This is a genomic window from Clostridium sp. (assembly GCF_051654825.1).
Classification (GTDB): Bacteria; Bacillota; Clostridia; order Clostridiales; family Clostridiaceae; genus Clostridium.
This window is the reverse complement of sequence record NZ_JBOFYU010000011.1, coordinates 1-12,075: the sequence shown is the minus strand read 5'-3', so window position 1 is coordinate 12,075 and position 12,075 is coordinate 1. Positions and strand designations below refer to the sequence as shown.

Genomic DNA, 12,075 nt, shown 5'->3' with positions numbered 1-12,075 from the left:
TCCAGTGATAATTTCTATTTCATTTTTTATACTACATTTACGGCATGTTATTCTACCATTTACAAATAATGATTTTAATATTTCTTTATAATAAAATTTCTCTTTACACTTTTTACACCTTCCCATAGCATAGCCCTCCCCAAATTAAAAATTCTATGTTTAAAGTATATTTGTTATAAATTGTATATTGTTATTTCTATACAAAAAATTACAGTATAAGTATATTATAATATTTATTGTAAAATAATGCTATATTTAAAAATATTATAATGAAAAAGACTTCTTTTTGTTACAATAAGAAACCTTTAATATAAAATGAAGTTTTAATCAATTTTACTGTACCAGATGATATAAATGTAAAATGCATTAATGATAAATACTTTTTGAAGTTTATTTAAAATTGAATTATATAGTTTATATAAAAGGCAAATCTTTAAATTAATATATTACTTTTTTTATTATTTTTAATGATATATAATAGTATGTAAAATTTAATTGAGCTTGGAAAGGAAATTTATATGATAAAGATTGCAATTTGCGATGATGAAAATATATTTACTGAAAAATGTATGGATATTATGAACAATATTAGAAAAGAGAAAGGATATAATATAGAAGCAGTTACATTTAATTCAGGTGAGGATTTAATAAAGTATATAATTATAAATGAATTTACATAAATAGTATTCTAATCATTTTCTCTTGAGCCTGTTAAAGGTTTTTTACTGTATCCAATTGGAGCACTGGTCATTTTATATTACCTCCTTTAATTTATTTGATTTTTTTATGTATATATATATTAGAATACTGGAGCATGAAGTTATCATTGATAATAAACAAACTATTCTCCATGTGCTAATAATACCAAAATCATTAAATATTTTTCCAATAAATGAAGTTCCCATCATAGAGCCTAAAGACCAAGAAACTGATATTAAAGAACTTAATCTAGCCATATAATTTTTAGGACTATTATTCGCTATAAATACATTTAAATTGTTCATTAAAAGAATTTCTGCACATGTCCATATAAAGGTTGAAATTAAAAATAATGGTAAGGTTTTAATTATTCCAATAACTCCAAATCCAATAGCAAATAGAATTGCTGAGACGGATATATTGACTAATGGATTAAATTTTTTGCTTAAATATGTGATTGGTGCAGTTATAAAACAAACAGTAATAGCACTAAAACTAATTAAAGAGGCATAAATATCTGCACCTCTCTCAATAAATATGTTGTCTAAAGTTAATGGCAATGCAAAAGATTGTTGAGAATATACCATTGTAATTATAATAAAGGTAATAAAAAAATATATAAAATAAGGCCTCTTAATTAATATAGTTAATAAGGTTTCTTTTTCTTTGAAGTCTATTGACTTATATTCATCATTTATATCGTCATTATTATTAACGAAAATAGCTACTAAAATTACTGCTAACAAACAACTTAAACCATCTCCCAAAAATAATAAATTTGTATAGCTATTATATAAAATCATTCCCAAAAGTGGTCCAATAATAGTCCCCAAATTAGAACACATATAAAGTAATGAATATCCTGCTTGTCTGGATTCTACATCAACTATATCAGCAACTAATGTACTAAGTGTTGGTACTACTGCAGAATACGACAAACTTGATAAGCCTAATAATAAAATTATAATGCTGGTATTTCCTACTACAGAACATGGAATTAAAAATATTCCAGCTAATGACTGAAATAATATATAAACCTTTCGTCTGCCAAATTTATCTGCTGCCTTTCCACCTATTATAGATCCCAAAAATGAACAGCATAATATTGCTGTCATAGTAACCCCTACCTCTTGAGCATTAAATCCTTTCTTTTGAGTTAAATACATTGTTAAGAATGGTATTACAAATGTTCCAAGTTTGTTTATCAACTGTGCTAAACAGATAATATATATTTCTTTTTTTAAATTTAAATACATGCTAAAAATATTAAACAAAAGTACTCTCCTTATCATCGATTATATTTAGATTTAAATCTTTTATTACTTATATGTTAATAAAATAATAGCAATATTTTACTAATTATTATTCTATTTAACATTAAAATTATAATAAGGATTTTAGACCTAAAGTATCTAAAATCCTTATTTGATACTTTATTAAGCGTTTGTTCTGCAAAGAACTTTAGCTACTATTTTTGTGTTTTGTTCTTTAACTAGAATAGGTTTTTCATATCTTTTCATTAGTTTCACCTCCTTAAAAATAATTTATAAAATATATAAAAATACAAACTAGATAATATTTTTATATAATTTAACTTTTTACTAAGCATAGTCATTAAACATATCCTCATTATCTTTTACTTTTAATCTTTTAAAACATAAAATAGTATCTGGTAAGTTAAAAATTAAATGCCCAATTATTATTCCTAAAATGGAACTAGTTGTATAAAAAATATAAGCTAATCCAATAGATAACATAAATTGATAAATATAACTTCTATGTGTAAACATTATATTAGCCCACCTATTTATATAATGTACGTGAACAAATAATATTGCAGAAACTAATATACTATAGATTCCTATATATGGTTTTAAAATACTAATTATAAAATATCTAAAAAATAGTTCCTCTCCAATTACTGCTATAATATTACTGTATTGCTCGAAGTAAAATGCTTTTTTGCTTAATGGTAATTTAGTTATAATATTGTCTCCTGAAATATACTTGAAGTTATGTCTTAAATTTGAAATTAAAAGTAGAGTTGAATATAAAATTGATAAACTTATGCTATTGATTAAATTAATATCTCTGTTGTTATTATTATTTATTGAAAATATTGGAATGTAAAATGCTAAATAATATATTATTACATGAATACTATTGCTATAGCTTATAAATAATTTTATTGATGGTACTAGTGTACTAGATAAAACTACTAATAAATAAAACATTAATACTTTATCCATAAAGCTAGGAATATTTAAAAATAGTATATATATAATTATAATAATGCTTATTATTTGTTTTTTAAATACATAGGGCTGTGTCATATAATTTTCCTTTAATATTTATTTAATTATTTTATTTTCTAATGCTATATATATAAATTCTTCAATATCATTTAATAATATAGAATTATCAATATCATATATTTGATGTAATTTTTCTATAATATTATTAATCGTGTTTTTTCCATCACATAAAGCAAAAATCCTTGCTCCAATTTCATTTGCTCTAAAAACATCATTGCTCTTTACAATAAAATAATCATTATCCTCTTTTATTAATGTATAGCCGATATTTTTTTTATAAATATTCATAGTTAATCTCCTCATAACTTGTTATTCTAAATTAATTATTGAAAGAATATTTTGTATTAATAGAATTTTATTTTCTATATGATTCTTTATGTTGCTTTCATTTATATTTGTAAAGAATTGTATTTCGATATATTGTTTGTAAATTTCCTTATCATTTATAATATTATAAGCTATTTTTGGAATCCACTTGGATTTTAATGTATAGATACCATTTTTAATATTATTTGATTGCAATGCAAAATCTAAGGAGTAATTTGTGCACAAAAGGGAACATAAGTATTCTTTAGCATTAAACATCTTTATTGCATCATCAAGCCAAGAATTTGATGTCAATATCATTTCTTTAAGAACATTTTTTTTAAAATTAGATTTACTAATAACTTCTTTTATTTCATTAGCTAAACTTAAATTATTAATTGCTTCACCAACCATTAATCTATTTATAAATGTTAAATAATCTGTATTTAACTGTTTTGTACTATCACTAATATTATTAACTATATTGTAAACATCCTGGATGTTCCAATATTCTATATCTAAACTTATATTTTTAATATATTTAATATCTGTTACCCACTTTTCTCCTTTTCTTTTTTCAGTAAGATTAATTTCATTATTATCAGATTTAGATATTACATATATATCTAAATCTGAACTTTTATTTCCTAATCCTTCTAAGTGTGAAGTATACAATATGACAATTGAGTCATCTGCAAACGATATAGTTTTTAATATATCATCTATAGATAAATCTATTTCCTTCAATCTTTTTACTAACAACTTATTCATTAATTATCTCCTCATATAAATTATTTTTAGTTAGCATATTATCTGAACATATATAAATATACTGAAAATACTATAAACCAAATTGATAATATTTAATTTAATGTAAATCTATCCTATTATTAAAAATTAACTTGATAACGTATTGCTTGTACTAAAAATATTGAAATTATAATATAAAATATATTATAGGTTTAATTTTTACATTAATAACAATAATCAATTTTATAGATATAATTTAATAGATATTTGGCTATAATATGTATATTTAACCAATATTCTACAAGTGCGTTAAACAAACTTCATCCCTTTTATCAATATCATTTAAATTTCCTTCTATTTTATGTTTATATTCTATATATTCATTTTCAATTTCTTTAAAGCAAAGAACATCTCTAGCTTTAATATTTTTCTTATATTGGATAGCCCTTGCTCTACATCCTCCATAACAAATATATTCATATTTACAACAATCGCATTCACTATCTTTTTCAAAAACATTATTTGCTTTACTCCACAATTCGAGAATATCTTCATCTCTTATATTTCCAATAAAGAAATCATCATCTAACATTACACACGGTTTTATATCGCCATATGGACTAATGTATAATAGATCTTTACCAGCTGCACATCCCCATCCTAAAGTTTTGTTTAGTCTACCAAATTTATTTGTTAAAACAGTATTTATTCCTTTAATTTTTACATTTGTATCTTTTCTAACTTTGTCTATTTTCATAGCTAGATCATAGTATTTTTTAGTAAAATCTTTTTGACTTATTAAGTTATTCTTATCCTTTCTTAAAAAACTTAATTTTACTGTTTTTACATTAAATTTTTCTGAAAATTTTACTACTCTTTCGAGCTTCTTAATATCAAAATCTATATCTATAACCATTTTTAGAGCTAAGTTTACATTTGTTTCTTGAGATACTTTTATTATATTATTACTAACCAAATCAAAATCTTGTCCAACTCTTTGTTTGTTTCCTAGTTCAGTTATATCATCAATACTAATTGTAAATGAAGTAAGTAAGTTTTTTCTTAAAAATTCTAACTCACGTTCTCTTATTAAAGTTCCATTTGATGTGACTGAAACGTTTATTCCATTTTTATACGCATATTCAATAATTTGGAAGATATCTTTATCTATAAAAGGCTCTCCGCCAGCAATAGAAAGTTTATAAATAGTATTTTTTCTCATAGTATCTATTAAGCTCATCTTTTCATTTAGAGTTAAATAATTTCTAGAAGAGTTAACTTTATTCTTATTGTAACAATATTTACAACTTAAATTGCAATTATAAGTAATATCATAATATATTCTTAACGGAGAGGACAACGTATGTCTATTATTATTAACTGAAATAACTTTACTTTTACATGGCAAAAGTTCTACTTTTTCATCGCTATAAATATATGTATTTTTATTCTGATCAAAAAATAATTTATTATTACTAATATCTTTATTACTCATTTAATATCCCCCATTAAAATCATTCAATAATAGAATTTATATTTCCTAATTTCATCAAATCAATATTCAGGTTTTTACTCTGTATATCTTTTTCTATATCATCTAATTTGTTAATAATCCTCATATTATTAATATGTGATTTTATCTTTAGAATAGCTTCTTGTTCTAACGTGATTATATAATTAATATCGCTTATATCAGGCTCTAACTTATAAGTGATATTAAATATTTCTTTTCTTGTAATACTGTCAAGAATAATTCTATAATTATACAAATCTTCTCTGTAGTTATTAACATTTAATATTTTGCTTGCCTTTTCTAAATCTCGTATCCTTCTCCTAGTTTTTTCAAGTGTATTAATAATATTATTAATTGAATTAAACAAAATTTCTATTTTGTTATCTTTAAATTTAAATTCCGTTTCTTTATAAAGTAAACCATCCTCTATAACTTTATTTCTTAAATCCGTTCCTTCTAGAAGTGATACTTTGGTTGATAACTTTTTTATTGGTATATCTGTATATCTCTCGAATAATTTTACATTATTTAAAAAGCTTTTTATTGTTGTGTACGGGGTAAATATTATAGTTCCTATTCTTAATCTAAATTTACTTTTAGGTTCAGCTTTAAAACCGCACTTATATAAAATATCTAATGGTTCATATATCTTATTAATATTTTTATTAAATATTAATAACTCATCTTTATCACAATTTTCTATTCCGATGAAAATATCTCTTAATCCAACTCTTTGTAAAGATTTAATTGCTTCCTCAGTAATAGTATCTGGTCGTGTTTGAAAGCTAAATGTAATGCTGAAATTTAGTTTGCTTATAAGATCTGCTAGCTTATGTGCTTTTTCAATACCTTTTTTTCCTGGTAGAAGCAAGCACTCATCCCAAAATATGAATTTATATGCTCCATATTTATCATTTAACATCTTTATCTCATTAATAACAGATTCTAGACTTCTCTCTCTGTATATTTTTCCTATATTAAGTCTACTTACATTGTGTAAAGAACAAAAAGAACAGCTTCCAATACATCCCCTACCCGCATAAATTACAAAAATACTATTTCTAATAAATTCTCTTCCATAAAAATCAATTCTCTTATCTATACAATCCCTTGCCATAAAAGGCAATTCATCTAAGTTTTCTATGAATTTTCTCTTTTTTAATTCTTGTCCTTCTCTTAGCAAAACTCCGGGAATATCATCTAATATATCACCATTTCTATAAGCATATATTAACTCCTCCACTGTCTTTTCACCTTCACCTATGCAAATAGCATTAATATTTTTATTTTTTAAATAACACGTAGGATTTGATGATACGCCTATTCCACCAATAAAAATAAATAAATCTTTATTAATATTTTTTAATTTATTACAAAGATCATTTATCCTTTTACTTAGCTCGTTAGATGAAAATAAAATTGAAATTCCTATAATTTTAATTTTATTTTTTATAACATAATCTAAAATATCATTTTCATTTAACTTTCCATCTATAGTTGGATCTATTACATCAACACGTTCACCTAAACTTCTTAAATAACTTACTATAAATAATAATCCTGCCGGTTCGTAAAAATTCTTTTCAAATTGCCCGTTTAAAAATAATATTTTCTCTTTTTTCATTTTAAAAACCCTTTTTCCTTTAAATATTTATAAACATCTTCACTAATAATCTTGAAAATTTCATCTAATAATAAATTTTCTTGAATTGTTTTTATATCTTCAAGTTGAGATATTTTTCTGAAATTATCCCTTAATTCTACTAGTTTTACTGTTTCTTTAAATAATACGGTTTCCCCATCATTACGTAATTTATTACGCTCTTTTAATATTTGTATATTCTCATCAATATAAAAACTAATATTGGGTTTTGGTATATGATTATATAAATATATAAAGTCTTCTAATGATTTGTTATATAATGCTCTGTAACAAATTTCATCATAAACATATCTATCAAATAAAATAATTTTATTCTTATGAATTAATTTTAAAATTACTCTATCAAACCAATTATTTATATCTTCTAATTTTACTTTTGCTAACTCTTCAATTTTTTCATCATTTTTAAAAAAATTATTTTGCAAAATATCTTTTTGCAATTCTATATTTCTTTTTGATTTCATATAAGGTCTTAATAAAATAACATCATACTCTGAAATTCTATATAAAATAGAATCTAAATCAGATAAATCATCGTAACTAAGTTTTGGATTAAAATCATAAACAGAGCAAGAAGATAAATTAAATTTTGAACATATGTATTGTCTCAATAAATCAATTTGTGTACTTTTTCCGGAACCATCAATTCCTGATATTGATATTATATTACTCATTTTATATCTCCTACATTTCTTTTAATTATTTAATTTATATAATCTCTCAAAAAATCTGTTTCGCTTTGACAATGCTTGCTTATTCTTTAAATAATGTATGTTACTTAATTCATTTAAAATTAAATCTTCTGCTAATTTTAAGTTGTCGTATTCAATCTCCAATTCATAATCATAAAAATTTAAATACAAATTTTTATCTAAACATATTTCCATATTTTTATTGTGTAATTTGTATTTATATCTTTCCGTTAACATATCCCCCATAACATAGTAATAATTATTTTTACTCTGTTTAAGTGTATAGTTAATAAAATTGTTAATTTTATGGCAACCTTTTGTACTCTTTTCATGTAAAATATAGTCTATTTCTTTCCCCGTTAAAGAGAGGGTTAATTCTTTTTTTATAAGAGCATACTCTTTCTCTTTTTTTAAAGGTATCTTTATAGTCAATTCTCCATTTTTTTTATCTATAAAAGTTCGTATTCTAATAGTTATATTTATACTATTAAATAGAGAATCTTTAGTATCTATATAATAATTTCTCTGATATTTATGATGTACATCTACATGTTTATCATCTAAGAGTCCTTTTATATCTAAAAAATCTTTTGTATCTAATAAAATTTTTATTTCTTTTTCAATAATATTCATACATCCCCTTAATTGAAAATTAACCTATATTTATATTTAATTACCATATATACCATTATATGTATTAAAATACATTTGTCTACTATTATTTTGCTTTTTTCGATAATTTTATATTACATTTACATCTTTTATGCAAAATATTTACTTCTTTTTTCCTAAATTTATATCTAAGATAAAAATAACTCTATAATTTTACATGATTTATTTAGCGAAAATATATGCTGATTTTAACTTTTTATGCTATAGATAACTTTATTTTTAATTCAACAAATATTATGAGTGTTAATTTGAAATTAAAACTATTTCGTAGTTAAATTTGATAACTTCCTAAAATTTCAATATAATTTAGAAAATTAATTTAAAGGTTTCATATCATGATATAAAAGAATAATTCAATATTATTCAAATATCTAATAAATATTAGATTAACCATAGAGTTATTAATAAATTGATTCACTTTATAATTAGCTCGATATTAATAACAGCTTAAAGCCATAAATTCGATATAAGATATTATTTAGAGTTTTTGGGGGAAAGTACTTTTAATATATGAAATGTAACGCATATCAAATTATAATTTTAGATTTAATAACAGAAAAATATTATAATGTTATTAAAGTTAATAAGCCTTTAAAATTATAAAGTAACGACAAAAATCCAAATGATATAAAAGGTTGTGAAGGTAACCGGAATAACATTAGTAATTCTTTGGATTTTCAAAAGATATAAGAAAAATAATTTATACAGCTAATGTTACTGAATATGTTAATAGTCAATTTAGAGAAATTATTAAAAAAATAATATTTTAAAATTATTAGTGTATATTGAAAATGTTATATTTAGAACCGAAAGAGTTTATTCTAAATGGACTAGAAATTATGCAAACTGGGACTTAATTATCAATGAATTAAAAATAATATTTTCTGATACATTTTCAAAAGGAGCATAAAAAAAACTTCAACAAAGGTTATACAATGTTAAAGTTCTTTTAAAAGAAATCTTCTATCTACGTATATTATTCACCTTAATTGGTGAATATATATAATGAATTGAAGATAAAATATAAATCAAAATTTCTTTAATTATTTCTAAGAAGAAATTTCAGATACACAAAGTTTTTACAGGCTCAAACCTTAGCATGGAATACCCGCTGCTAAAGTTATTTCACAAGATATTTTCTTTTCTTGTATAGTATTAACTTCAATAGGTGAATGTATTATACAAGGAATTGTATAATATAATTAATTTTAATCTTAAAATCTTATTTATTATCAAATAGGATTTTAAGTTCACACAAAGTTTTTTACACTCTCACCATTATTTATAGGATTCCTTCCATTTATTTTATTTTTCAAGTTAAAGTTTTACATTAAAGGTGGGGATATTATTCTAATATTTTAAAGTCTTTTCTTCTTATATGTGGTATATCTTAGCTATATTACTTATAGATTCATGTAAATTAGCAAGCTTAAATACTTTTTAGTAAGAAAAATTTCTTAAATATAATAAAACATTAATATTATACCGATATTTTATAAAAAAGCAGTTGAGTATATAGTTGCCTTTTATGATTTTAAAATATTAGATTTTATTTTATATTTATAGTGAATTCTTCTCCTACCTTTTTAAGATCATTACTAATTTTACCGCTTTCCTTTGGATATACTACTGCATATGGTGTTAATGTTATGGATGATGCTTCTTCTGAAATTTCTGTTTGATTTTTCATTAGGCCTTTAGTAAGTTCATCATATGAAGTATAAAACTCTACAGTATTTCCTAAATCATCATAGCCTTTTAATACTAGTAGTACATAGGGCGAATTTATATCTTTATTTGCAATATTATAATAAATCTTTTGACCAACATCATTGCTTACATATTTATTAAGTATTATTTTTTCATTATTTTCTAAAGTAAAAGAATGATCTATCTTAATATCTTTAGTATTGGAATTTAATACATCTCCGTTAGCTTTAAATTCAAAGTTCCAAGGGCCATCTATTGTAGTTTTTTCGTTATTGATATTTATATATGCAGCAGTATTTTTAATTTCTATGAGTGCTTCTCCAACTGTAAGTTCAGAGGTTAAGTTATATATATCAACACTTTCTACAGTATGTTCATCAATTCTCTTACTAATACCACCTACTGAATTAGATATTTTTTCACCATTAATATATGCAGAACCAGATACTGATACGATGTCATTTTTACCTAAGATAGTATCAGATTTTATCAATGTTGATATAATAATTTCATCTTTATTTAAAATTGCTTCATTTAATGTAACTGTTAAACCATCTTTATATATAGACTTATCAACTTCTATCCTATATTCATTTAAATCATTATTTAATCCTAAAAAATTAGATATGTGAGAAATAAAAACTTTTACTGAAGCAAATACTTCTTTATTAGATATTGTTCCTAAGACACTTACTCCAAAAACAGCAATTAATGTTGACGCTATTAAGATTTTTTTATAATTCCTTTTATTTTTGTAGCTTATATTATTATATCCTTTATCCACTGAAGCTTTAATAATGTCATCTAACTTTGAGGAAACCTTTATGTCATCCATGTTTATATGTTTCATATCTATACTCCCTTCATATATACTTTTAGTTTTGATAAACTTCTATTTAATCTACTTTTTACCGTTCCAATAGGTATATTTGATTTAGAGGCTATGTCTTTTAGGGATTTATCATCTAAGTATCTCATGATTATTAATTCTCTTTCTTTTTCGGAAAGTTTGAGTAAGGCATTTTGTATTTCTTCATTAAAGTCATTTTCTATGTTTTCTGAAAGCAATTTGTTTTCAAAATCATTTATATCTACTAAAACAACCCTAGAATTTTTTTTAATATGATCTTTACAAACATTTATAGTAATTCTAGTAATCCAAGTATTAAAATATTGAGGTTCTTTTAAAGTTTTTAGAGATTTTATAGACTTTATTATAGTTTCTTGAATACAATCTAAAGCATCATCCTCATTTTTTAAATACATAAAAGCAACTTTATATAAATCATTTTTTATTGGTTCTATCAATTTAATAAAGCTATCCTTATCTCCTAAAATAGCTTTTTTTAATAAGAGCTCATTAATCATTTTATCAACTCCCTTCTGAATGCAGTCATATAATAGACGATTTAAAATTTAAAAAGGTTCCATAAATATAATAAAAGTGCCTAATAAATTAAGCACTTGAAATTGAAAAATTATTTTAAATTTTTCTAGCTAATATGTTATTTTATCTCTTTTACATATCTATTTAATTATAAGTGAGTTTTCCCAATAGATTGTTATTTTCTATATCTACAACTACAATAGAGCCTCTTTTATAGTCAGCTATATCATATTCATTTTTTATTCTTGTAGCTTCAGACTCTAGTAACTTTTTAATACCTTCATCCTTAGACTCAATTTTTATAGATAACCCATTTTCTTCTAAGATTGAAATTGCTTCATTTAAGCTCTTTCCTACTATATTTACAT

At 22.8% G+C, this 12,075-nt stretch carries 12 protein-coding genes; 1 reads left to right on the top strand and 11 read right to left on the bottom strand.

The window, feature by feature from the left end:
• Positions 1-518 precede the first annotated feature (518 nt).
• Complete coding sequence (locus ACRDBA_RS00395; protein ID WP_438570972.1) at positions 519-680, top strand: hypothetical protein; 162 nt, start codon at positions 519-521, stop codon at positions 678-680.
• A gap of 72 nt (positions 681-752) precedes the next feature.
• Here ACRDBA_RS00395 and ACRDBA_RS00390 read toward each other — a convergent pair whose 3' ends face one another.
• The 11 genes from ACRDBA_RS00390 to ACRDBA_RS00340 all read right to left on the bottom strand — a co-directional run.
• Positions 753-1,973, bottom strand: a complete 1,221-nt coding sequence (locus tag ACRDBA_RS00390; RefSeq protein ID WP_438570971.1) for an MFS transporter — start codon at positions 1,971-1,973, stop codon at positions 753-755.
• A gap of 327 nt (positions 1,974-2,300) precedes the next feature.
• Entirely contained in the window at positions 2,301-2,933 is a 633-nt protein-coding gene (locus ACRDBA_RS00385; RefSeq protein ID WP_438570970.1) for a CPBP family intramembrane glutamic endopeptidase, read from the bottom strand.
• Positions 2,934-3,050: 117 nt separating this feature from the next.
• Positions 3,051-3,302, bottom strand: coding sequence for a PqqD family protein (locus ACRDBA_RS00380; protein WP_438570969.1), 252 nt, complete (start codon positions 3,300-3,302; stop codon positions 3,051-3,053).
• 21 nt (positions 3,303-3,323) lie between these two features.
• Entirely contained in the window at positions 3,324-4,091 is a 768-nt protein-coding gene (locus ACRDBA_RS00375) for a hypothetical protein (RefSeq protein WP_438570968.1), read from the bottom strand.
• A 277-nt stretch (positions 4,092-4,368) separates the two neighbouring features.
• On the bottom strand, positions 4,369-5,565 hold the full coding sequence (locus ACRDBA_RS00370) for a radical SAM protein (protein WP_438570967.1): 1,197 nt from the start codon (positions 5,563-5,565) through the stop codon (positions 4,369-4,371).
• Positions 5,566-5,584: 19 nt separating this feature from the next.
• Positions 5,585-7,207 carry a B12-binding domain-containing radical SAM protein gene (locus tag ACRDBA_RS00365; RefSeq protein WP_438570966.1) on the bottom strand — a complete coding sequence of 541 codons (1,623 nt, stop codon included), beginning with the start codon at positions 7,205-7,207 and terminating at the stop codon, positions 5,585-5,587.
• Entirely contained in the window at positions 7,204-7,920 is a 717-nt protein-coding gene (locus ACRDBA_RS00360; RefSeq protein ID WP_438570965.1) for a hypothetical protein, read from the bottom strand. Before ACRDBA_RS00360 ends, ACRDBA_RS00365 begins: the two co-directional genes overlap by 4 nt.
• Positions 7,921-7,941: 21 nt before the next feature.
• Positions 7,942-8,571, bottom strand: a complete 630-nt coding sequence (locus ACRDBA_RS00355; protein WP_438570964.1) for a CYTH domain-containing protein — start codon at positions 8,569-8,571, stop codon at positions 7,942-7,944.
• Between the two features lie 1,588 nt (positions 8,572-10,159).
• Entirely contained in the window at positions 10,160-11,170 is a 1,011-nt protein-coding gene (locus tag ACRDBA_RS00350; RefSeq protein WP_438570963.1) for a DUF4179 domain-containing protein, read from the bottom strand.
• 2 nt (positions 11,171-11,172) lie between these two features.
• The gene (locus ACRDBA_RS00345; RefSeq protein ID WP_438570962.1) at positions 11,173-11,688 is read right to left on the bottom strand and encodes a sigma-70 family RNA polymerase sigma factor; all 516 of its coding nucleotides are present in this window, start codon (positions 11,686-11,688) and stop codon (positions 11,173-11,175) included.
• 163 nt (positions 11,689-11,851) lie between these two features.
• The coding region (locus ACRDBA_RS00340) for a hypothetical protein (protein ID WP_438570961.1) at positions 11,852-12,075 on the bottom strand (224 nt) is incomplete at its 5' end.

What these genes read in the sequence shown, in the direction of transcription:
- ACRDBA_RS00395 (WP_438570972.1), top strand. Translation starts at nt 519, where the DNA reads ATGATAAAGATTGCAATTTGCGATGATGAAAATATATTTACTGAAAAA.
- ACRDBA_RS00385 (WP_438570970.1), bottom strand. Translation starts at nt 2,933, where the DNA reads ATGTTTTATTTATTAGTAGTTTTATCTAGTACACTAGTACCATCAATA.
- ACRDBA_RS00380 (WP_438570969.1), bottom strand. Translation starts at nt 3,302, where the DNA reads ATGAATATTTATAAAAAAAATATCGGCTATACATTAATAAAAGAGGAT.
- ACRDBA_RS00375 (WP_438570968.1), bottom strand. Translation starts at nt 4,091, where the DNA reads ATGAATAAGTTGTTAGTAAAAAGATTGAAGGAAATAGATTTATCTATA.
- ACRDBA_RS00370 (WP_438570967.1), bottom strand. Translation starts at nt 5,565, where the DNA reads ATGAGTAATAAAGATATTAGTAATAATAAATTATTTTTTGATCAGAAT.
- ACRDBA_RS00365 (WP_438570966.1), bottom strand. Translation starts at nt 7,207, where the DNA reads ATGAAAAAAGAGAAAATATTATTTTTAAACGGGCAATTTGAAAAGAAT.
- ACRDBA_RS00360 (WP_438570965.1), bottom strand. Translation starts at nt 7,920, where the DNA reads ATGAGTAATATAATATCAATATCAGGAATTGATGGTTCCGGAAAAAGT.
- ACRDBA_RS00355 (WP_438570964.1), bottom strand. Translation starts at nt 8,571, where the DNA reads ATGAATATTATTGAAAAAGAAATAAAAATTTTATTAGATACAAAAGAT.
- ACRDBA_RS00350 (WP_438570963.1), bottom strand. Translation starts at nt 11,170, where the DNA reads ATGAAACATATAAACATGGATGACATAAAGGTTTCCTCAAAGTTAGAT.
- ACRDBA_RS00345 (WP_438570962.1), bottom strand. Translation starts at nt 11,688, where the DNA reads ATGATTAATGAGCTCTTATTAAAAAAAGCTATTTTAGGAGATAAGGAT.